Below are 22,743 nucleotides of genomic sequence, written 5' to 3'. Positions count from 1 at the left end.
CAACATACGAAATCAACCATCACGGAGGAACTCAACATTTGATACACAACTGGAAAAAGAATATCTCATTCCCGCTGCTCGTTGCAGCGTTATGCATGATCGCTTTTATAAGCATCGCCCTGTCCATCAGCGACAACCAGATTCATCGATTTGATGATACCTTAATCGGCTGGATTCAGGGGTTGGAATCCCCCGGCATGACACAATTCATGCAGCTTTTCACCTGGATCGGCAGTGAAATGCCTGTGGTCTTCATTACCATCATCGCCATGATTGTGTTATACGTTTGCCTGCGACACAAACGCGAACTGCTCTTCCTGGCTTGTGTGCTCGCCGGTTCAACCCTGTTAAATGCTTTGCTCAAACTGGTATTCCAGCGTGCCAGGCCTACCATTAACCGAATTATTGAAGTGAGTGGTTACAGCTTCCCAAGTGGACATTCCATGGCCGCATTTAGCCTGTATGGTGGACTGGCCTTTCTAATCTGGAAACATGTACCCACCGTCACCGGACGTGTGCTGATGATTGTTGCCAGCGCCGTATTTATACTGACCATCGGTATAAGTCGTATCTACTTGGGGGTGCATTATCCAAGTGATATCGTAGGCGGATACTTCTTAAGTGGTTGCTGGCTTTCCACATGCATATGGTTTTATCGGCGGCATTTGGAGCGCATGTCCCAACTGCAAAGCAGAAGGCTGGCCTAGGCGGCACGCCTATTGTACTACACAAAGAAATACCCGGCTTTCCTTAACTGAAGGATCGCCGGGTATTTTTATATTCATATATAGTAGTCATGAACTCGTTCAGGACCATATGAACCCGCTTGTCCCATTTAAGGGAACAGGCGGATCTGGTTTTTTTCACGCCAATTTATAACTCTTCACCATTGGATTCGATAACTTTTTTGTACCAGTGGAAACTCTTCTTCGGTGTTCTGCTTAAGTCACCAATACCATCATTGTCCTTGTTGACATGAATGAAACCATAACGCTTCTTCATCTCTCCAGTGGATGCACTAACCAGGTCGATACATCCCCACATGGTGTAAGCAATTAGATCTACGCCGTCAGCTACCGCTTCTTTCATCTGTTCAATGTGACCTTTCAAATAATCAATGCGATAGTCATCCTGAATGGAGCCATCTTCCTCGACCACATCGACAGCACCCAGACCGTTCTCAACCACCATCAGTGGAATCTGATAACGATCATACAGATGATTCAGTGTGTAACGCAGTCCTTTTGGATCAATCTGCCAACCCCAGTCGGAAGCTTCGAGATATGGATTTTTGATACCGCCCAGCAGATTACCTTCTGCTCTCTCGAGGGACTCGTCCGCACTTTCAACCAAAGACATATAATAACTGAAGGAATAGAAGTCTACGCAACCTTCACGCAAAGTCTGCTCGTCTCCCGGTTGCATCTCGATCTGGATACCTTCTTCGGCGAAGAAACGTTTCGCGAATCCAGGATACGCACCACGAACCTGTACATCACCACAGATCATGTTGGACAGTTGGTCTTTCTTCTGTGCAAGCAGCATGTCGTCCGGGTTACATGTATTTGGATACGTTGTCATGAACGCAACCATACAGCCGATCTGGAAATCAGGGTTGATCTCATGTCCCAGTTTTACCGCTTTAGCACTTGCAACAAATTGGTGATGCAGTGCCTGGAAACGAGTCTGTGGGTTATCGATTCCATCCGTCAAGGCTTCTTTGCCTTCCAACAAGATACCGGCACCCATATAAGCACCCATTGGCATTGTCAAAATGTTGATTTCGTTGAACGTAAGCCAGTATTTCACTTGATCCTTGTAACGGTTGAACAGGGTTGTACAATAGCGGATATAACAATCGATAACTTCACGGGAAGCCCAGCCGTTATACTTTTGTGTCAGACCGAATGGCGTTTCATAATGTGAGATCGTTACGAGCGGCTCAATATTGTATTTTTTCAACTCGGCAAAAACATTATCGTAGAACTGCAATCCCTCTTCGTTGGGCTCCAGATCATAACCGTTTGGATAGATTCGGGACCAGTTGATGGACATGCGGAACATTTTGAAGCCCATCTCTGCCATCATGGCAATATCTTCTTTGTAATGTCCGTAAAAATCAACCGCTTCATGGCTCGGATAATACGTGCCCTCTTCCAATACAGGCGTAATCCGGCGTGGAATTGTGTGGGTTCCTCCTGTCATCATGTCAGACGTGCTTGGCCCCTTGCCACCCTGGTTCCATCCACCCTCGAATTGATTGGCAGCGGTTGCGCCACCCCAGTAAAATCCTTCTTTCATTGTCATGATCAGTTCCTCCTTCATATCTCAACAAGACTATGTAACCAGTGTACCACCCATACCCTGACACCTATTGTCATGGTATAATCATCGCATGGAAAATAACCGACTATTTCGAATGTTGCTTTTGTTATTGGAGAAAAAGAAAGCCACTGCACCCGAACTCGCCCGTTTGTTCGAGATTTCTGTACGCACGGTGTACCGCGATATCGACCGGCTGAGCGCTGCGGGTATCCCCGTCTATACGACGACCGGCAAGCATGGCGGTATTCATCTGATGGACAACTATGTCATGGACAAGTCCCTGTTGTCGGAAGAAGACCAGAACGAAATTTTGATGGGACTATACAGCATCAGTGCGATCCCACACCTTAATAGTGCCCATATGCTGCAACGGCTGACCGCTCTGTTTGATCACAAGCTGGATTGGATCGAATTCAATTTCTCACCATGGGGCAGCATCCCCCTGCAAGAGAGAGAACTGTTCAATCAGGTGAAACAAGCCATATTAACGAATCAACTGATTACGTTTCATTATGTTAATTCGGATGGTGAGGAAAGCATTCCGACTGTGGAGCCACAGAAACTTATTTTCAAAAACAGTACATGGTACTTCAAAGGCTATATTCATGATGATCCTGAACGGAAAGAATTCGAGACATTTAAGATGAAACGGATCACCCAGTTGACTTTTCTGGCGAGAAAACACGATCACTCTGTTACTGCCGGATCAAACGACCCTGAATCAGAAGCAGCTCCTGTCCTGACTCCTCTTACACTCTCGTTCTCCAGCAATATTGCATACCGAGTGTATGATTTTTTCGAACCGTCCCTCATTAAAAAAGAGCCTGATGGCAGGCTCCGTGTGTCTCTCGAACTGAATGTAGGGGAATGGCTCTACTCCTTCCTGCTGTCGTTTGGTTCCGAGCTGACCGTAATCGAGCCTGTTCATGTTGGACAGGAATTGCTCAGACGTCATATCAAAGCCGTTGAACATTTGCAGAACGTCATGAACAAACTTCCCAACAATGAATGATATAATATAGGCCTATACAACTTTTGATCACAGCTGACTCTCCGTCATCCATCTGACCGAAGGAGGTTTATTCATGCAAGACATTAGACGCAACAATGTGGAACGTTTCAAAGGTTTTGGTACGTTATACGATCAGAACCGACCAGCTGCTCCCACTGAAGTGGTGGATATTCTAACGACATATCTTGGCAGCACACCGCGTATGGTCGCAGATATAGGCTGTGGCACCGGCTTATCCTCGTGGATCTGGCTTAATGAAGCTGAACGTATCATCGGCTTTGAACCCAGCGATGACATGAGGTCTGTAGCAGAATCCAAGTGGGAATCTGCCGGCAAGCCGGATAACCTTCGGTTCGTGTCCGGCTTGTCTCACGACCTCGGACTACCAGATGGCAGTGTGGATGTGCTGACCTGCTCGCAATCGTTTCACTGGATGGAGCCGCAACCCACACTACGCGAGTTTGCACGTGTACTTCGAACAGGGGGCATATTTGCAGCCTACGATTGCGACTGGCCGCCAATGTTAGACTGGCAGTTAGAACAAGCCTATCTGCAGCTGAATAAGGAAGCAGATCAACGAGCAGCCAGTCTGGCTCCCCAGGATAGTCAGGCACACAAATGGAGCAAGGATGGGCATTTGCAGCAGATTCAGCAGTCCGGGCTGTTCCGATATGTTCGGGAAATCGTATTTCATCACCACGAGACATTCACAGCCGATCGATATGTCAATCTCGCCCTGAGCCATGGCGGCCTTCAAACGGCGTTGAAGCTCGGAGCGGATGATCTATTAACAGCTGCTGACGAGTTCAGAGCGCTGGCTAATCGTGTATTTGATGGAGAATCCAGAAAAGTACTCTTTTCTTATCGCATGCGCCTTGGTATTGTTTGAAAACCGTCCGTTGCTTGCATCTCTCGTACATACCAAATGAAATAGGGAGGTCCTACACGTCATAAACATGCCCTGTAGGACCTCCTTTTTGTCTACATCCTCAGGAAGAGAATAAGTCACTTAATTGTCGCTCCTGTACATTCAATGCCAACACCAATTTTGTCGGGTCTTGTCTTGAATAGATGACGTTAATGATATGACCTTGCTGAACCTGCGGCAGCACAGATGACAAAATTTCTTTTTGCGTTGTCACATTGAAGGTTTCACCGTCCGTCTTTGTTATGCTGAGTTTGAGCTGAAGTTTGATCTTATTACTGCCTCCACTCCCAAGTGGAGTGACATCAAGGATCTTGGCCATTGCTTTTTCCCCTGTTCTTGCAATATCCATCATTTCAGGTGATACCCCTTGCTGTACCATCTTTTCATCCAGCAATTGCTGCATATCTTCCTGTGATAATTGCCCCTTCAGATCAAGCCCTACCTTGCGCTCATCCTTTACGGAAACCACTAATGGAATGAAACTGCCCGGCTGAAACTGTGCCATGGAGGTCAGCGGAATGACGGTTTTCATCTCGGTATCATATTTCTCTCGCCCTTTAAGCGAAACTGTCAGACCCAATCGAACCTCCGGTTGTTCATTAATATACGTACCTGTCTGTTGTATGCTCTTAATGACCCCAACTGCTGGTATACCTGTCTTCACTCGACCTACACCAAAAATATTGCTCAAAATCGCAGGAACAAAGATTAGTGCAACCCCGGCAAAGATTGCCGGAGTATACCACCATGCCTGCATAATCATAAACGGATCATTCCACAGCTGCTGTGCCAGAAATGGGGAGAATCCCACTCCAAACACAGTTAATACGCCAATCAATCTCAGGAAACCTACCATATGACTCACCCTCTCTTAATCTTTCTCTTAATATCTCTATCAAAACCTCTAATAATATATCTATTAATCGTTGTTATACGCATTATTTAAATAGATTATCACTGTCTTATAACCAATTACCTTCTAGATGGACAACAGCCCCATGTAGATCAGTTCGGACGGATTTGCTGGATTCTGGCCTAATCCCACCCGATCTCCAACTCGCGGAATCTGCATCTTGGATACCAGTGTCTCCAATGTTCGCTGATACTGGTTACCGTTTGTCTCTGTCACATCCAATACAAGCACAACAATCGGATCAAAGTTGATCAGTTTGCCTGTATCGGTGATCGTCACCACCGTTGCTGTTGCCGTTAATGGAAGCGAACCACTCGCCGCCAACTGTGCCTGCTTTGCCGAATCCAGACTTTGGTTGATCGCATCCCGATGTTCCTTTGATACAAAGCCTTTCATCATCATGCCAGTGAGTCCTTTATTCATCATTTTATCCGCTTTAGCAATCGCATCTTCCTGTTTGTTCTTTTTACCGAACCATCCCATAGTAAACACCTCATTTGTTTTATTTGTTTTTATTTATGATTATAGTTAAATTATAAACAGGATAGCTTGTCCTTGAATACCCTTCTGACGGCATACAAAAAAAACGAAAAATCCTGCAAATGAATCACAGAATAATCGTTTCTTTGGTAAGGATTGAAGCCAATTTCACAAAAAAAGATCTGCTAATCCGATCTTCATTTCACGATTGTCAGCTATATTTTGTGCCAAGTGCTTCGGCAATGCACAAAATCATGTCATAATCAGGCTCTTCCAAGCCGATTTCCTCTCTATTTTTTGCGTAACAGATAGACAAGCTTCCGATAATACATCGCCGCTTCCTTGTATTTTCGCTGATCCTCAGATACTACGGCCATCCCCTCATATAACGGTTCAAGCCGCATGACATGCTGCGCGGATTCAAAATAAGGCAGACAGGCAAGCGCCCGCTCCATGAAAACTTCGCGATCTCCATGCGCAAGAGCCAGATGGCTCTGGTAGAAGGTTGCGCTCATTTGCTGGTCCTGTGTTGTGGCACATTTCAAAAGTTGATCTACACTCTGCGCGAGCACGCCCCAGTTCTTCCGTGCCAGTGCCACTTCGCATCGATACACACTGACGAGCGGCTCCATCGCCTGCTGCGTTTCTTCTGTTTCCTGCTGCAATAACGATTCAAATCGTTCAATCTCCGCCTGTGCCTGATCCAGTTCACCTGTCATCGTCAGCATGACAATCCGATTGTTGGCAATCGCCGTCACCAGATCTCCTTGGTTGCCGGCATACACGAGGTTTGCCTCCGCCATGGTTAATGCCGAGAGTGCCTCCTGAACCAGCCCCATTGCGAAGCAATAACCACTATATGCCACATATAAACCGGACAACCGATGGAACATCCGCTGATCATAGACATGACGCATTGTAAGCTCGAATACCTTTTTTGCCTCTTCATACTGTTTGACCTGGATGTAGGCTTCCATCTTGATATTTTGCACAGACAACCAGAATTCACTGCCAGGAAGCGCCAGCTCACTGAGCCTGGTTGCATGAGTTAATACATCCACAAAAGCCATTTTAGAGCGATAATATTGTATTTTATAGAATAAAAGTGCCTTGACTAACGGGCGCGGCAGATCAATATCGTCTGGACGACCGTATTTCTCCAGGTAAAAATTGAGGTAGGACGTATGTATATACTCATGAGCCGTTGCATCGTTTAATTGCTGATAATAGACCGCCTTCATCAAAGCTGTTGTCAACTCTACGGTCAACGTGTCATCCCGATCTGCCAGTGCATGCACCATATCTTCAGATATCGCCGACGCTGGAACAGACATTTGTTCGAAAATGACCTCTGCCCGTTCAAGTGTTTCCTCGTCCTGAGCCGCAGCCTGTAGAATATAGGAAGGGGATACCCCGAGACGCCCGGCGATGGCTTCTGCCAAGTCCTCAGGGAGAGGATAACGATCCGCCAGGATATTGGCAAAGTGAGCCTGCGTGACCAGACCTTCCACAAGGTCTTTACGGGAGATTTGTTTTCTTTTGCTTAGCAGTTCAATGCGTTCCTTCAGCATGGTATCCCTGTCCTTTCTATCCTAACTAGCGAGTACATTCTATTCACATCATCGCAAAATTAGAGATATAACGCCACCCTTCCGGCGAAATCAAACGAAACGGTTTCCGTTTCCGAGGTAATTGTTTTACAATAAGAAAGTATGTGTAAGAGCATTTTATCGAAATGCTGAAACATGAGCTGAATATGAAAGGATGCAAATAAATGATTATTAAACCAAGAACACGTGGTTTTATTTGTACCACTTCCCATCCTGTAGGTTGCGCTGCGCAAGTGCAGGAACAGATTGATTATGTGAAATCCCAGCCTCAGCTGAAAGGACCGCGTAATGTGCTCGTGATCGGTGCTTCCACCGGATACGGTCTGGCGTCCCGCGTTGTCTCTGCTTTTGGAGCGGGAGCGAATACAGTCGGCATTTATCGTCCAAGCAGTTCCACAGAGAAACGTACAGCTTCTGCAGGATGGTACAACTCCGCTGCATTCGAAAAAGCCGCGGAGGAAGCAGGCCTGAAATCGTACAGCGTTACAGGTGATGCATTCGCAAACGAAACACGAGACAAAGCCGTTGAACTGATTCGCAGTGAACTCGGTCAAGTCGATCTGGTCGTATACAGCGTAGCCTCGGCACGCCGTACCGATCCGAACACGGGTGAAGTATTTAACTCTGTGCTGAAGCCTATCGGACAATCCTACACGAACAAAACGGTGAACTTCCACACAGGCGAAATTAGCTCCGTTACCCTTGAACCGGCAAACGAAGAGGAAATTCGTCAGACGGTAACTGTTATGGGTGGAGATGATTGGGAACTATGGATGGATGCCCTGCAACAAGGTGGCGTGCTTGCCGATGATGCAACAACCATCGCTTTCTCTTACATCGGTCCTGAACTTACCCATGCCATTTATCGTGATGGTTCCATCGGTCAAGCCAAGAATCATCTGGAAGCGACTGCACACAAGCTGAATGATCGTTTAAGTGCAAAAGGTGGACGTGCGTACTTAACTGTAGCCAAGGCGCTGGTGACTCAATCCAGTTCTGCAATTCCAGTCGTGCCGCTGTACATCTCAGCATTGTACAAAGTCATGAAAGAAAAAGGCTTGCATGAAGGATGTATCGAGCAAATGCAACGTCTGTTCGCTGATCGCTTGTATGCGGGAGGAGAAGTTCCAACCGATGCCGAAGGCCGTATTCGCATTGACGATTGGGAGATGAGAGCTGACGTTCAGGAAGAAGTGGCGAAGCTCTGGAATGAGTTGACCACAGAGAACATCTACGATCTGTCCGATCTGGAAGGTTACCGTCGCGAATTCTTCCAGCTTTTTGGTTTTGAAACCGATGGTGTGGATTATGAAGCAGATGTTGATCCCAACGTTGAAATGCCTCATCTGGTGAACTAAAGAAGTTTTGGCGTGGACGTGAACCTAGGTTTTTGTTTTCGTTAGCACTTCTGATGTAATGCTAGAGATATGATATTAAAATCAAATGAAGAAGGAGGGGCCCTCTGGCTCCTCCTTTTTTTGTCATTTTTAGATCCTACCCCCTCTTAACAATTCCAATTTCCCGTATCCATACATTCTTTCGTATATCCCCTAATCAAATCAATTTAAGCAGCTTTTTCAACTCTTTTGGTACCGTCTTCTCGATAGTAATGGAACGCGCTCCATGCATGGACGCAAAGAATTGAAGCCCCTCCCGAAAATCAGTAATCCATTCCTCCACAGGTGGAGCAGTCTCTTCCATCGATAACAAACGAACGGTAAGTACTCCAGTTTTGCGATCAAGTCGTGGGTCCATACGTCCGATCACCGTGAAGAATAGGCATCGCATAATAACCGTAGGTTCTTTTCACCTCTGCCGTGTAAATCTCCCATTTATAATGAAAATCAAATAAATCGACAATACGTTCTCTTCTCCATAACAGGTTATCCAGCGGCGGCAAGAAACGTACCGGGCCTGACGGATCATAGTGTGGCTCTTCCCTTTCCATGTGCAGCAGCAAATCCTCATCTTCAGCACGAATATAATAAGGCGTGGCCACGTCCACCACCTTAAGCGGGATCATTCGCCCATCTGACACACGGGCAGCAATATCGGCGCGTCTTTCAGCCGCTGTAGATTTCAGCCAACCCAGACGGGGATCACGGGCATCTACGACACGATACGCATGAATGTATTTATCCAGCAGAGCCTGTAGTTACAGCAGCCACAGGATCGATCTGCACGCAACCAAGGGAGCGAATCAAACTCAAAACTTGGTCGGGTCCCGAATGTAAGGAAACTGCGGGCCAACGTCCAAGTAAAGCTTGCGTTTGCAGCAAAAAACGCCGAATTTTTTATTCATGTGCAGCGCTGTTGTCATATGTTTAGGTTCTTCCCTTCATTTAGTGTACAAAATTCTATCGTCTTACTTATCCAGCAATCGGCGCCTCATAGACAAAATAAAAAGAAGCACCACCATCTTGGATGATCTGCTTCTTGTGTTTGACCTTTTGCAATTTTTCCTGTTTCGTAGGCATGAGCCGTACATGCTGGGATAATGCACCATAATCTCCGTTAACTCTTCGGCTCTGTTCCGAGCACCACTTACCTGACTGCTCTGCTTTGCGTAATGCTTTTTGTGTTTGTGTACGTGCCATAATGGATCACACACTCCTTTGGTTGATATACACTCAATATATCATGTGCAGCTACGCAAGTGAAGGTGCTTCCTACTGGAATGAGATGTACATCATTAAAAAGGCTTCCACCTAAGATCTTAGCGGGATTGCCGCTTTCGCCGGGACTGCCACGTCTCGATTGGTTCGTGGTCATCTTCTTCGATCAGTTCCAATGCTTCTTCCACTCTTCTGGCTTTGAATAACAGAATTAATTCCATCAGGTCTTCCCGGTCCAGCAGCTTCACTCCATTAACCGCTGCAAGCGTCCGACAGGCTTCGGTGTAACGGGCGGACGTTAATACTATTGACCGGGCGGCTTCATAATAACGCATCGATGTATATATCTCCTGCACTGCACTCAATCCTACGGGATGGTTCGCACCATATCGCTTCGCTTGTATCACACTTCGTCTGCCGAGTCTGTCGACAAATACCAGATCTGCCCCGAAATCCCGGCTGCTCGTTGTCTTATGCACCTCATCGTACCCGAGCTCTTCGAATAAATGATAGAGATATAATTCAAACTCCGAACCATCCTCCATCTTGTCGATGTCCTTTATTGTGATCTTACGCGGATTGGCTTCACTTCGGATCCGCTGCCCGCGCCCGATAACCCGCCGAATAATCCAGGCCAGCAGCAACAATATGATGATACATCCAATGACCCAAAGGGTCACATTTTCACTCCAGTTCATAGCTATTCTCCTTGTTTCATTTCCTATGTTCTATCCAACGTCTTACGCAGATATGGCTTGTCACCGCACTAAATATATCAGACTTCCACCTTCATCGAAAGAAGATGAATTCCCTGTAACCGTTATACTTCCCCAAACATGGTTATTTCGACAAACCAATGATAAAAGGTTACAGTGTGTTCGGTTGAATTCAGCTTGACTTTAATGGTAAAATTCAACAATCGGTTCTATTTTGAACCGAAGAAGAAAGGTGGTTTATCACTTGCATACATTGACCAAACACAAGTCCAAAACATGGGCTGCCCTCATTCTGAGCGGCATGCTCCTCTTCACCATGAATACAACCGGTTACGCCGCTGCCTCAACCGAATCCATGCCCAAACCGGCGTGGACGTCATCTTCCCTGATGTTATCTGAGGCTAATACAGAGAAAGATGTCCTGATCAAGGGAATCCATGCCGTGCCATCCAAAAATCTTGTATATGTACATGCCTCCCAGCCCGTGACCAAAACAAGCAGCAAAACAACACTCGACTGGCAACTGGACTCTCTCCAAGCATTCGATGCGACAACTGGACAAGTGAAGTGGAATACAATATTCCATGAGAAAAGTGGTCCTTATACCACCTACTCCGATTCGGTATATGCCAGCAACGGTACAGCTTATGTGTATATGGAATATTCGGACAAAACCAAAAAATTGTACTCATTCAATACATCCGGTAAAACCAACTGGGTCAAAACGGTGAATTCACCTGCAAGCATATCTCTATTGGATAACGATACGCTGATGGTTGCTTCAAGTCAGGGCGTGCAATCGAATGGTTCGGTTCGCTCCGCCATCTCGTTATATGACAAAAAGGGCAAGCTGATTACTGAAAAGACCATCAACGGTAACGTGCTTAAGGCTGACCATGGTCGAATTGTAGTGGATGCCAGTAAACAAACCAAGGTAGGCAACTTCTGGCAGCAAGCCGCGAATCCCAAAGTGGAGATCTATGATCGGACGTTGAATCGTCTCTCCTTCTACCAATTCCCTGCCAATGCAAATACATTAGGAGATGGCGGCGGTGAATCGCTGGCCATTCTGGACGATGGTTCCATCATTATGCGTGCCAATGTCGAGAACACCGGTAACCGACTGATGGGCTTTGGCACCGATGGCAAGCTCGCTTGGGGACGTGTCATTGCTGGTGATGCCTACATTCAGACGGCTGGCAACGGTTATACAGTCTTTACAGGGCAGAAGCTGGAATTGTATACGATGAAAGGCAAAGTAACCGAGCGTACATTCAAGGACGCACAGCCTGCATTGATGCAAGTCGACCAGACACAGGATGGTCAGTATCAGCTTGATTTTGCCAAAACAGGATACATTCTTGATCCACAGACGCTGGAAGACGTGCATATCTACACTACCAGTGCCTCCGTTCCTTCATTAGAAGGTGTCTCTACTTACATGGATGATGTCATCTATTCCATGAACGATGAGACATTGTCCAAATATGTACTGAAGTCCAATCCTGCAAAATAACAAAAGAGTCTTTCTGGCTCTTTATCGTATACCAATGAACCGAACGAAATACTCGATGTAATAATAAGCCGGGAGAGTTCCATAAGGAGCTCTCCCGGCTTATTGCATTGGCAGGATAGAATCATCCTATTTCCAATTCTCGTCTATAAATTCGTCCCGTCCGGATAACGCACGGTCTTCCTTATAATGTTTTTCGTTTTTCTTGTGGTAATCCTGATGATAGTCTTCTGCGGGATAGAATACAGCTGCATCGCGGATTTCCGTAACAATCGGTTGAGTGAATCGTCCGCTGGCTGCCAGTTCCTGTTTGGACTGTTCTGCAAGCTCACGTTGACGTTCATTATGCACAAAGATCGCCGTACGATACTGTGTCCCCCGATCCTGAAACTGGCCTCCGTCATCCGTCGGATCAATCTGAGGCCAGTACAGCTCCAGCAGTCGTTCATAAGGGAATACATCCGGATCAAATGTAATTTCAACCACTTCGACATGACCGGTCTCCCCGGTTTTGACCTGCTCATATGTTGGATTGTCGACGTGACCGCCAGCATAACCTGATATAATGCCATGAATGCCCGGTTGTTCTTCAAACGGTGTAACCATACACCAGAAACATCCGCCGGCGAATGTAGCTTTTTCCATTCCGTTCATCCCTTCTTATCTAAACTACCTATGAATATAGATGTTATTACGCATACCTTCTTATATTCTAAAACAACAAGAGGTTGATTGAAAGCCATCGTTATGGCTCTCAATCAACCTCTTCATTGGTAATGCATTTGGCTGACAACTTATTCAAGAAATTATCTTGATTAAGTTACCCGCGACTACGTCCCATCGAACGGAAGATCAAGCTTACGATGGCTACAAGAACGATCGCACCGATCAATGCAGGTACAATGTAGAATCCGCCCATCTCAGGACCCATATCGCCCAAGATTACTCCACCTAACCATCCACCGATAAAACCAGCAATGATGTTACCAATAACACCACCTGGGATGTCACGACCAACGATCAAACCTGCCAACCATCCAATGATACCACCGATAATTAATGACCATAACCAACCCATATCATTCACCTCTAATTAAAGTTTTTGTTGTTGTCTGTCTACTATTAACCGCTACAGAAGCATTTAAACAATTGGCATAAAAATTTTTGCATATTACCTTTTGTCCCCATGCATCTTTCTCTGCAAAACAAGCCTTAGTCAGGTATGGAAACAGATCGCGTTACTTTCCGGCATCTCACCAGCTCAGGGCTGCGTTATGTACCTCCCGAAAGTCATTGTATGTTAGAGCAGACAAGGTTAGTATCACCAATTAAGGTAGGATTATTTATAACATTGCGTCATATTATAGGATGGATGGGTTAGGTCTGATCAATAAAAGCCTGTACGACCCTTACCCGGCTGCGCCAACCAAGTATGTTTATGGCTCTTGTCCAGCTCGCCACGCATCGACTGAATGACTTTCACTATGTCTGTCTGTCCATTCTGATGCCATTCCAGCGCAGCGCTCACATACAACTCCCCTAGCTGCGCAAGAGAGAACGTGTCGGTCAGACGAGCTGCTTCAATTGTTCCTTCTTCACCAGCAAATATGGTGAAGCCCCGCTGCCGCAAATATTGCAGGCGCAGCGCTTCATCTGGCAACGGAATTTCATAAGCCCGGTCGAACCGTCCAGCACGGTTCATGAGGCCAGGATCTATTTTCTCTGGATAATTCGTTGTCCCGATCAGGAAAATGCCTTCTTTTGACGTAGCTCCATCCAGTGTATTCAGAAAAAAGGAACGGACTTCATCCGGCATCGAATCGATGTCCTCAATGATCAGTACCATCGGTGCCAACCGCTTGGCAGCCTCGAACACTTCACGCACCGATTCACTGTTGGTATACTCCGTAATCTGCCAATACGCAGCCGGGCCCGGGATACTTCCAGCAATGGATTTTACCAACGTGGTCTTGCCGTTTCCCGGATGCCCATACAATAAAATGCCCCGTTTGTACGGGATATCATAATCTCTGTAAAAAGAACGATCCGCTTCGAAAAACTGATCCAGCGAGCGGAAAATATCCTGCTTGATCTGTGCCGAGAGAACAACATCCTCTCGTCCCACGGAGCGAGTGATGGATTCCACATGACGATCGCTGCCATTACGGGCATCGGTGTAGACCGTTACTTTTTTCATATTTTGCTGACGTTCCCGTTCCCGGACACTCCCCAGAAATTGCTTCATCTCCTCATCACCGATGGCAAAGACAAAGTCCTCGCTGTAGATTCCGTTCTCTCGGAAAAATGGAACCCTCACAAGCGCAACGCCCCATTTCGGATATGCAAATACGTTGTTGCGAATGGAGTAATGGACACCATAAGTCGGCACATCGCCATCATCGTCGTAATGCAAAGTCTGAAGCTCCAGATCCTCGAATATACGGGCTACCAATTCCACTTCGTCACTGCCATTTTGCAGATCTTCCCGGAGTAACTCCCAATATTCATTGTTCGGGTCAGAACTGGCATACAGCTTGTATTCAACTCCATAGCGCTGATGGAGCGCCTCACTGATTCCACGAATCAGCCTTGAGTAGATGGCGTACCCTTCAACTCGAATTCGGGTATCATGTTGTTCGTCATAGGTATAGATCGCCTGGGTTGGATCTGTTTGTTTTTCGTTTATTGTCATTATTTCGCTCCCTTTACCGCTACAAGCGGTTTGCATTTGGCTACAACTTGAGCCAGGCCTGCGCCGGTAACACTGTCTATAATTTCATCAACATTTTTATAAGCCTGAGGTGATTCATCAATAATGGATTCAAGTGAGCGTTGATTTACCACGATCTCATCCTCTGTACCCACACCCAGTGCCGTAGCAAAATCTTCCACGGTAATCAATCGTTTCGTTGCCGTCCGTGAACGGATACGACCCGCACCGTGACATATTGAATAATAATTATCAGCACCCTGCGGCTGACCTACCATGATATATGAAGCAGTTCCCATGGAACCGGGAATAAGCGCCGGATGCCCTGTTGCCAGATAAGGCTTTGGATTGTTCGGGTGACCTGCTGGCAACGCACGTGTCGCCCCTTTGCGATGCACAAAAACGGAACCTTGGTCTGCGTGAGATTCCTCCCAGGCATAGTTGTGCATCAGATCGTATAACGTACGAAATTCACATTTGGAGCCAAACACATCCCGGAATGCTTCGCGAATAGCATACGCAATCAGGTGCCGATTGACAACAGCGTAATTCAATGCAGAATACATCATGTTCACATAATGACGACCTTCCGCACGCTCAAGTGGAGCAAATACCAGTCTGGGATCGGATGTACCCAGGTTAAGCCGCTGCATGACTTTCGCAATCGCTGACGAACTCGTCTGACTTACATAACCACCCCATGCACGAGAGCCGGAATGAATCATGACCACGACCTGTCCATCATACAATCCCCAAGCTTCGGCGATTTCACGATTCTCTTCAGCGATCTCAATCGCCTGGATCTCGGCAAAATGATTCCCCCCACCCAGTGTACCGAGCTGACGATGCGAACGATGCCACGTCATATCAGGAACGTGGTTTAACACATCCTCATCGTAACTGAACTTGCTGCTTTCCACATGTGTCATCGCGGTTGATTTTTTCGGTGTATAGCTGTCCGGAATATACTTTTTGGGTAAACCATGCAGTCCTTTACGAACAATATGCTCCAGTCTTATATCCGAGTAATGACCTCGCTGGTTCGCCTCCATCGGCAATACTTTCTCAATGGCCTTGACGAGTTTACGGCGGAGCTTGATGTCTTTCAATTCGTCCTTGTGCAAGTTTGTCATATGCACTCGCATGCCACAGCCGATGTCACTGCCCACGATGGAGGGAGATACGTAGCCGCTCTGCGCATCCCACACGGCTGTCGTTCCAATGCATGTACCTACACCGACGTGTACGTCTGGCGTGTAACTCATATAAGAGATTCCCGGAATCTGCAGATTATTGTTGGCCATCTCGAATACCTTGTAATCGAGCGAGGAGAAGAGCTGTTGCGCCGCATATACGGTTAGGTCACCTGCAGGCAATTTCACTTCATGGCGGTAGCCACCTGTGATTTCGTTTGGATTGGTAAATAAATTAAATTCTGTATTCATAAAAGTGTATTATTCCTTCCTGTACGTTCAGCAAATTCGGTTTGCTGCATCTGTAAAATAAATATAAAAAAAGCCATAGGCTAGTCGCCCATGACTTCTACTGAATGACAATAACGGAGAACAGAACAGCATAAACATGCTGTGTGTCTGTCATCCATCGCTATAATATAAGCGAAGAACGCATATCGATTATAAAACCCGCTAAACGATATGCCTATCCCCTATGTCGACCGTATGAGGCCAATGAAACGATGAGCCGGATATGTTATTGTGTCTACGTTGCGCCCTGTTTGAATCAAATCATAACCAAGCATCATGTCTCTCGGCCTCCCTTCGTTAATGTTAGTCTTATATTAAGGGGACTAGAATTCATGTGTCAACCCTTTTCTTGGAAATTGGACCATGTTGCATTTTTCATATGTAAACAAAAACAGGAGATTGTCCTAGGACAATCTCCTGTTTTCCAAATAATAATGATGTTGTTAGCGTAACATAATTATTACAGTCCTGCTTGTTTTTCCAACTCTTCAACCGGATTCTCATCTTCTTTTTCAGGAACTTTGGAAGACAGGAACCAACCACATACCGCAATGGTGATCAGTACAATATAGAATCCGAATTTCCAAATTTTATTTTCCGGGAAATGCTCATCCAGAACACCCAATGAAGGGTGTGCAAGTGTAATAACAGCCAACTTAACCCCTACCCAACCTACGATGACAAAAGCCGCAACTTCAAGCCCTGGACGGGAATGAAGCAATTTCACGAAGTATGTGGCTGCAAAACGCATGATCACAAGCCCGATGAATCCACCGAGGAAGATAACGATAAACTGTCCACCGTCAAGTCCGCCAATTGGAGGCAATCCACTTGGTGGCAAGGCCACTGCCAAAGCAACAGCAGCCAGAATGGAATCGACTGCAAATGCGATATCCGCTACTTCAACCTTGAAAACGGTCATCCAGAAACCGGATTGTTTTTTCGGTTTCTTAGGCGTTGAATCCGCTGCTTCATCTGTTTTGTTGCGACTACCCAGTATCTTTTTAACGATGTGGTTAATCGAAATATACAGGAGATACAGGGCACCGATCGCTTGTACTTGCCATACATCGACGAGGAAAGAGATCAGGAACAACGAACCTAAACGGAAAACAAATGCACCCATCAGACCATAGAACAACGCTTTTTTGCGCTTATCTTCAGGTAAGTGTTTAACCATAATTGCGAGTACCAATGCATTATCTGCTGCGAGTAATCCTTCAAGGACCACTAAGACAGCAAGCACCCACCCATATTCTAATAATAATGAAACATCCAACATTGACTCCTCCTTAATATTCTTATGATGTACAAAAAAAAGGACCTTTACCATCACTGGTAAGGTCCTTTTATATCCATAAAAAGAGACCTTTACCCAGCATAAAAACTTGGTAAAGGTCTCGCTAACAACAAAATTGCTGCCAATAAAGCCGGGGATATGATCCCGAACTGACGACTTTACTGTAAAAGCTACTCCCCTTTAACAGGAATATGTAGTTTTAGTTGGAACGGGTTGTTTAACCTGTACTCATCATATTTCATAATGTTAAATAAAGTCAAGCTTTATTTAGTTGACGGTACAGCTTACGGAATACGACAACATCGTAGATCATATTCTCCAGTGGAATGAAAGAAACGAAGAATAGAGCAATTGGACGGCGTAGACGCCACTTCTGTGAGGTGTACATACTCACCATAAATAACAAGTACATTAAAAACAAAAAACCGTACAGATTCCCAAACCATGTGACAGCCTGCGGCATAACCCCGGCATTTCTCAACGGAAAAGCAACAAACAGTAGCAAAATGTACGAAATGCCCTGCAACCACAACATCAGCCGGAAACGTCCCAGCATAGAATGTAACATCATTTTCCTCCTGCTTTTATACATGTAACGAATTCAATTGTTCCCGTACAGTATATCACAAAAGCTGAATATCTCCGCTTCATTCCGTGCAGCAGAATATTCCTGCACGCTTATATGGGTGGTTCACCTACCATTTCGCAGGAGCCAAATGCTTTAGCTTCTCATAAGATATATGACGAAGATTGTTACAGATGTCGGACAAGGAGGAGCCTGATCATGAAAATAGCCATGGTTGCACCCGAGAAATTGCCTTTGCCCGGTAATGGTTCCGTGGAAATCTGTATCCTGGGCATCGCTCGTGAACTAGCCCATCGCCATCAGGTGACCATTATAAGTCGTCAAATGCAAGGTCTCGCCGCCACAGAACAGATCGACGGTATCACTATTCAACGTGTCCCTGCAACGAGTCCTGTCATGTACACCAAAGCAGTCATACGTTTGTTATCCCAACAACCCTATGATGTAATTCAAGTGGATAACAGGCCACGAAGTATGGCTACCATCAAACGAGCTTTTCCACGCACTCCCGTTGTACTCTATCTTCACTCGTTAACGTTTGCTCAGCCCGGGCCTTCCAAACTCGCATTAATGAAAAAAGCTGATTGGATTGCCGTCAACAGTCATTCCCTGCGACAAAGGTTAGGCCGCAGATTTCCGTTGGTAAAACACCGGATGAGTGTTGTTCCATTGGGTGCAGATCTAAGCCGCTTCAGACCTGTTGAATCCAGCCTAGAACAGATTCATCTGCGTACACAATTTGGAGTAACTAAACCATTCTCTATTCTGTATGTCGGCAGGCTGATCCCTGGAAAAGGTGTAGACGTTTTAATTCGTGCGACTGCCCTCCTTCAGCAACAGCCTGTTCAACTGCTTGTTGCAGGCAAAGGACCTCCGTATTACATGCGTAAACTTCGCGAACTTGCCCAAAAACAAAAAGTCCATGTTTCCTTCCGTGGTCAGATAAACCATGAGCATATCGATCAGTTGTATCGGGCAGTCGATTGTCTGGTCTGTCCGTCTCAAGAACATGAAGCTTTTGGCCTGGTTAATGTTGAGGCGATGGCTTCAGGATTACCCGTTATTGCTTCGGATAACGGAGGTATTCGTGAGATTATTGAATCAGGTATCAATGGATACCTTGTCACCGCTTATAAGCGTCCCCAACGTTTCGCCTCTTACCTGTACAAACTTGCAAGCAATCCCACTTTTGCCGAGAAGTTAGGAAAGGCTGGCCGAGACAGCGCAAGGGCATATTTCAGTTGGGCAAGAACAGCCATGCATCTGGAAGCGACCTATACCAGGCTCATCCGTAAATGAGCCTTCTTTTGTTACGATGATCAAGCTTTTTCACGAAATTGCCATTCCTTAATCAAAGAATCCATCTGCGGAACAGGAATGTGACTCATCTCAATTAACTCCATAATCACCATATCTCTCATCATGAATCGTACTTTGGCACACGTTAGTTGATGAAATACATCGTAGAATGCAGTCCCTGTCCAACATCCATGAGGTACGACAAGTGGATCATTAACGATATAACCTACGGCTCCAATCGGGGGAATAACAACCTTAATCGCTTGATGATCCAAACGATTATCTGGATCTTTGACGAGATACACGGTATCCCCCACATGTAAAGCCTGTACTCCATGGTAGTGATCCATCCCATACATAGTTGCGAATAATTTGGTGCTCATATTACCTGCTCCTTTTCTTGTATTTCTCCATGATTAAAATTTTTACAAAGATATATCGGTTTCATCATAATGTTCCAACCACTCGACAAGTTGCCTGCGTATCTCTCTACGAAACTCACGAGGTTCAAGTACCTCTGCCTCGGGCCCAAATTGATACAACCATTTCAAAAATTCTCTACTGCTATTCAGTGTCACTTCAAATAACAATCCCCCATCCGACATATTCGTCATTCGCGGGCGAACAAACATTTCTTCTTCTTTTATGTAGGGGGCCACTTTCTCAGAGAATCTTACCTTGAAATGGATATTTTCGTCGCCACGGTCAATAGACCATGTGTTCTTCATGTACTGTGTTATGTTGAAACCACCCTTGTCGAAACCGGCATTTGTTCGTGTCACATCCAAAAAACGGCTAATTCGAAACAATCGAACTTTTTGCAGCAAATGACAGTATCCGATCAAATAAAAACGTTGATCACGTGGAATGAGATAATAGGGATCGATATCGCGAACTGTGATCTCATTTCTTGTCAGCGCATGATATTGAGTACGAATGGTTTGCTGGCTTAGAATAGCTTCGATGATGGGAATCAGCAAATTAGGGTCCTTTCCTTCCTCACGATAAGCTGGCGTGCCCATCCGAATAATTCCCGCAATATTCTCTACAATGTCACTGTTTCTTGATTTTAATTTGGTATGAGCCGACATGACCTTGTCAAAAGCTGAATCGAACTCAGCAGGTAACTTGGAGGTATCAACTACGGACGGAAGCATGGAGAAAACCATGGCTTCCTGTTCAGTAAAATCTAATGGATACATCGCAAACTCACCAATAAATCGGTAACCCTTGCCGTATCCTTCATTCATAATCGGGGCGACCCTATCCAAAATCCGGAGATCACGATAAATCGTGCGTACAGTCGTACCGCATTTCAGCGCCAACTCCTTGGCCGAAATCCCAGGATTTGCTTGTATAGCCTGAAGTATACGCAGCAGACGAATTAATTTCTCTGTCATGTAGTTTCTCCCCTTCGATATTTTATCGGCAAGGAAAACTAGTTCCTTTAGTACAGAACTAAATCTTTAGTCCCAATTTTATTTTCGCAATTTCACCATTTCTGTATAGTCCAATTGCACTTTTACCCCCTTTTAATATACATTCTCTTACTTGCTTGCGTAAAACATTAACCCAAAAGCCCTTAAACCTAAGCCTGAAAGCCTATACAATTTTCTAAAAATAATACAAAAAAAGCCCTGATCTCTACAAAGAGACAAGGCTTTTCTCGGAATTACTAGTTATGCAACTGTAATAATTGATTCATCACATTCGCCATATGCTCACAGAGTTCAGCAATGTCCCCCATCTGGTCTTCATTCACACTGCGGTCAAAATAAATGTGAGCCGTGACGTTATACATGATTGGCTGTTCATCAAAGATATACCGGATGTTCTGGTATATCCTCTGCTCAGGCCAGCTCTTCTGTAATATCGGACGAATAACCGGGCACTGCTTCTCAGGCTCCTTCACAACCATACCAAACCGTAGTTCCAAACGGCAACCCGGATGTGCATCAGGCGTCTCCAGTATCTCTGCTGCAAGCTCCTCAAGGGAACTGCTTAATACGACTTCCCCTGTTACTTCCGGGCGATCCCTGAGACAGAATTGTAATGTGAACTCTCTGGACATCACTGCCATCTCCAGCCGATCTTTCCGCCCCGTAATCTGAATACGTTCATCCAGGTTATCCATATCATAGAGATAATTCTCAAACCCGACTTTCAGATTGTCATACACCGTTGGATCAAACATTGAATTAAACCTACTTTCTAACCCTTTAACATGTATTGTAGTACATTCTCATTCTTCATGCGACTAGCACAATCTCTTGTCCTGAAAATATAAAAAGCCCAGTCACTAGGACTGGGCTTCGGCTAAGCATGGGATCTGATGAGATCCCTAAGCTTGGCTTATTCTTCTGTAGCTTTTTCTTCAGCTGCCGGTTCAGCATCCTCAGCAGAAGCCGTTGGCTCTTCCTCAGCCGCTTGTGGCGGCATGACGGACGCGATGATCGAATCAGGTGATGTTACGAGTGTCAAACCTTTATCCAGTTTGATATCCGCAGCAGTCAAGCGATCACCAATATCCAATCCGCTCACATCCACCTCAATGGACGTTGGCAGATCCGCAGGCAATCCTTCTACTTCCAGCTGTGTCTCCTGTGTCTGGAATACACCGCCAGCTTTCGAACCGGCTGCTGTACCCTGGAAGTCGATCGATACACTTACGCTGATTGGCTTGTTCTTGGAAATTTGCAGGAAGTCTACATGCAGCAAACGTCCGTTACGCTCTTGCTGATCCTTGATCAGCACCGGAACCGTTTTACCACCCTCAACATTCAGGTTGAACATTTCGGAGCGACCTGTGCGTGCCACTTTCAGCATCTCTTTTTCGTCTACATGTATTGAAGCACCTTCAAGTCCCGGGCCGTAAACGACTGCAGGAACTCGTCCGCCTTGTCTTAACAGGCGCAGTGCTGCACCTTTCTTTTCCGTTCTTGGCGTTGCTGTAAGTTGAGCCATTTTTCCGTTGGATTTCATGATTGAACATCCTCCTTCAAGGGATCACTACATTATATTTGTTGGAAAGCGCTAAAACTTCGCTTATAGACCATATTGGTCTTTTTTCCTTTGGCCGAATCGTGGGCCATATCTATATTTACCCCAATGATAGAGGATCTCAAACACGGAACAGGACAATTCTTTATTTTTTGGCAAGTTATGTGGCGTATAATCAGACCAAAAAAGCAGTCGGAATCTCTTCCAACTGCTGGTTTAACAAGGTTTTGACGAACTACATTCGATGTTATA

24 protein-coding genes are annotated in these 22,743 nt (G+C 45.7%); 6 read left to right on the top strand and 18 right to left on the bottom strand.

The features are described 5' to 3' along the window. Positions 1 to 38: 38 nt before the first annotated feature. The gene (locus D829_RS0100645; RefSeq protein ID WP_017686894.1) at positions 39 to 707 is read left to right on the top strand and encodes a phosphatase PAP2 family protein; all 669 of its coding nucleotides are present in this window, start codon (positions 39 to 41) and stop codon (positions 705 to 707) included. A 166-nt stretch (positions 708 to 873) separates the two neighbouring features. Here D829_RS0100645 and D829_RS0100640 read toward each other — a convergent pair whose 3' ends face one another. Beyond that, the gene (locus D829_RS0100640; protein WP_017686893.1) at positions 874 to 2,307 is read right to left on the bottom strand and encodes a glycoside hydrolase family 1 protein; all 1,434 of its coding nucleotides are present in this window, start codon (positions 2,305 to 2,307) and stop codon (positions 874 to 876) included. Positions 2,308 to 2,395: 88 nt separating this feature from the next. Here D829_RS0100640 and D829_RS0100635 point away from each other — a divergent pair, with 88 nt between their 5' ends. Together D829_RS0100635 and D829_RS0100630 are read left to right on the top strand one after the other, a co-directional pair. Beyond that, positions 2,396 to 3,337 (top strand): YafY family protein, encoded by a 942-nt coding sequence (locus D829_RS0100635; RefSeq protein WP_036659953.1) that lies wholly within the window; start codon positions 2,396 to 2,398, stop codon positions 3,335 to 3,337. A gap of 73 nt (positions 3,338 to 3,410) precedes the next feature. Beyond that, complete coding sequence (locus D829_RS0100630) at positions 3,411 to 4,226, top strand: class I SAM-dependent methyltransferase (protein WP_017686891.1); 816 nt, start codon at positions 3,411 to 3,413, stop codon at positions 4,224 to 4,226. A gap of 100 nt (positions 4,227 to 4,326) precedes the next feature. Here the strand turns inward: D829_RS0100630 and D829_RS0100625 are convergent, their stop codons facing one another. The 3 genes from D829_RS0100625 to D829_RS0100615 form a co-directional block, all read right to left on the bottom strand. Continuing rightward, positions 4,327 to 5,121 (bottom strand): hypothetical protein, encoded by a 795-nt coding sequence (locus D829_RS0100625; RefSeq protein WP_017686890.1) that lies wholly within the window; start codon positions 5,119 to 5,121, stop codon positions 4,327 to 4,329. A 123-nt stretch (positions 5,122 to 5,244) separates the two neighbouring features. Continuing rightward, complete coding sequence (locus tag D829_RS0100620) at positions 5,245 to 5,661, bottom strand: hypothetical protein (protein WP_017686889.1); 417 nt, start codon at positions 5,659 to 5,661, stop codon at positions 5,245 to 5,247. Between the two features lie 287 nt (positions 5,662 to 5,948). Continuing rightward, the gene (locus tag D829_RS0100615; protein WP_017686888.1) at positions 5,949 to 7,229 is read right to left on the bottom strand and encodes a hypothetical protein; all 1,281 of its coding nucleotides are present in this window, start codon (positions 7,227 to 7,229) and stop codon (positions 5,949 to 5,951) included. Positions 7,230 to 7,432: 203 nt separating this feature from the next. Here D829_RS0100615 and fabV point away from each other — a divergent pair, with 203 nt between their 5' ends. Beyond that, a complete protein-coding gene (fabV, locus tag D829_RS0100610; RefSeq protein ID WP_017686887.1) occupies positions 7,433 to 8,626 on the top strand; it encodes an enoyl-ACP reductase FabV in 1,194 nt (397 codons plus the stop codon). Between the two features lie 196 nt (positions 8,627 to 8,822). On the opposite strand, the gene D829_RS0100605 is transcribed toward fabV, so the two are convergent. The 4 genes from D829_RS0100605 to D829_RS0100590 form a co-directional block, all read right to left on the bottom strand. Then, positions 8,823 to 9,023, bottom strand: a complete 201-nt coding sequence (locus tag D829_RS0100605; protein ID WP_017686886.1) for a hypothetical protein — start codon at positions 9,021 to 9,023, stop codon at positions 8,823 to 8,825. Then, entirely contained in the window at positions 9,007 to 9,360 is a 354-nt protein-coding gene (locus D829_RS32725) for a crosslink repair DNA glycosylase YcaQ family protein (protein WP_241230718.1), read from the bottom strand. The genes D829_RS0100605 and D829_RS32725 overlap by 17 nt, the downstream gene beginning before the upstream one ends. 277 nt (positions 9,361 to 9,637) lie before the next feature. Continuing rightward, complete coding sequence (locus tag D829_RS0100595) at positions 9,638 to 9,865, bottom strand: hypothetical protein (RefSeq protein WP_017686884.1); 228 nt, start codon at positions 9,863 to 9,865, stop codon at positions 9,638 to 9,640. Between the two features lie 119 nt (positions 9,866 to 9,984). Then, positions 9,985 to 10,581, bottom strand: a complete 597-nt coding sequence (locus tag D829_RS0100590) for a restriction endonuclease (protein WP_017686883.1) — start codon at positions 10,579 to 10,581, stop codon at positions 9,985 to 9,987. A 262-nt stretch (positions 10,582 to 10,843) separates the two neighbouring features. Between D829_RS0100590 and D829_RS0100585 the strand changes: the two genes are divergently transcribed. Then, a complete protein-coding gene (locus D829_RS0100585; RefSeq protein ID WP_017686882.1) occupies positions 10,844 to 12,115 on the top strand; it encodes a PQQ-binding-like beta-propeller repeat protein in 1,272 nt (423 codons plus the stop codon). Between the two features lie 126 nt (positions 12,116 to 12,241). Here D829_RS0100585 and msrA read toward each other — a convergent pair whose 3' ends face one another. From msrA to D829_RS0100550, 6 genes are all read right to left on the bottom strand, one after another. Continuing rightward, on the bottom strand, positions 12,242 to 12,757 hold the full coding sequence (gene msrA / locus D829_RS0100580) for a peptide-methionine (S)-S-oxide reductase MsrA (RefSeq protein WP_017686881.1): 516 nt from the start codon (positions 12,755 to 12,757) through the stop codon (positions 12,242 to 12,244). Between the two features lie 175 nt (positions 12,758 to 12,932). After that, on the bottom strand, positions 12,933 to 13,190 hold the full coding sequence (locus D829_RS0100575; protein WP_017686880.1) for a GlsB/YeaQ/YmgE family stress response membrane protein: 258 nt from the start codon (positions 13,188 to 13,190) through the stop codon (positions 12,933 to 12,935). 309 nt (positions 13,191 to 13,499) lie between these two features. After that, positions 13,500 to 14,804 (bottom strand): AAA family ATPase, encoded by a 1,305-nt coding sequence (locus D829_RS0100570; RefSeq protein ID WP_017686879.1) that lies wholly within the window; start codon positions 14,802 to 14,804, stop codon positions 13,500 to 13,502. Next, complete coding sequence (locus tag D829_RS0100565; RefSeq protein WP_017686878.1) at positions 14,804 to 16,267, bottom strand: RtcB family protein; 1,464 nt, start codon at positions 16,265 to 16,267, stop codon at positions 14,804 to 14,806. Before D829_RS0100565 ends, D829_RS0100570 begins: the two co-directional genes overlap by 1 nt. Positions 16,268 to 16,766: 499 nt before the next feature. Further along, a complete protein-coding gene (locus D829_RS0100555) occupies positions 16,767 to 17,585 on the bottom strand; it encodes a TerC family protein (protein ID WP_026080929.1) in 819 nt (272 codons plus the stop codon). Positions 17,586 to 17,862: 277 nt separating this feature from the next. Next, positions 17,863 to 18,177 (bottom strand): DUF3817 domain-containing protein, encoded by a 315-nt coding sequence (locus tag D829_RS0100550; RefSeq protein WP_193748436.1) that lies wholly within the window; start codon positions 18,175 to 18,177, stop codon positions 17,863 to 17,865. A gap of 213 nt (positions 18,178 to 18,390) precedes the next feature. On the opposite strand from D829_RS0100550, the gene D829_RS0100545 reads away from it, so the two are divergent. Beyond that, entirely contained in the window at positions 18,391 to 19,491 is a 1,101-nt protein-coding gene (locus D829_RS0100545; protein WP_017686874.1) for a glycosyltransferase family 4 protein, read from the top strand. Positions 19,492 to 19,511: 20 nt separating this feature from the next. Here D829_RS0100545 and D829_RS32245 read toward each other — a convergent pair whose 3' ends face one another. The 4 genes from D829_RS32245 to D829_RS0100525 all read right to left on the bottom strand — a co-directional run bounded on the left by D829_RS32245 (position 19,512) and on the right by D829_RS0100525 (position 22,473). Further along, positions 19,512 to 19,874, bottom strand: a complete 363-nt coding sequence (locus D829_RS32245) for an HIRAN domain-containing protein (RefSeq protein ID WP_017686873.1) — start codon at positions 19,872 to 19,874, stop codon at positions 19,512 to 19,514. Positions 19,875 to 19,916: 42 nt separating this feature from the next. Next, on the bottom strand, positions 19,917 to 20,891 hold the full coding sequence (locus tag D829_RS0100535) for a transcriptional regulator (protein ID WP_017686872.1): 975 nt from the start codon (positions 20,889 to 20,891) through the stop codon (positions 19,917 to 19,919). Between the two features lie 275 nt (positions 20,892 to 21,166). Continuing rightward, positions 21,167 to 21,685, bottom strand: a complete 519-nt coding sequence (locus D829_RS0100530) for a hypothetical protein (RefSeq protein ID WP_017686871.1) — start codon at positions 21,683 to 21,685, stop codon at positions 21,167 to 21,169. Positions 21,686 to 21,843: 158 nt separating this feature from the next. Then, positions 21,844 to 22,473 (bottom strand): 50S ribosomal protein L25, encoded by a 630-nt coding sequence (locus D829_RS0100525; RefSeq protein ID WP_017686870.1) that lies wholly within the window; start codon positions 22,471 to 22,473, stop codon positions 21,844 to 21,846. Positions 22,474 to 22,743 lie beyond the last annotated feature (270 nt).

It is taken from the genome of Paenibacillus sp. PAMC 26794, from assembly GCF_000316035.1.
Classification (GTDB): domain Bacteria; phylum Bacillota; class Bacilli; order Paenibacillales; family Paenibacillaceae; genus Paenibacillus.
Note: the sequence above shows the minus strand (reverse complement) of the source record. Positions and strands in the feature narration are given on the sequence as shown.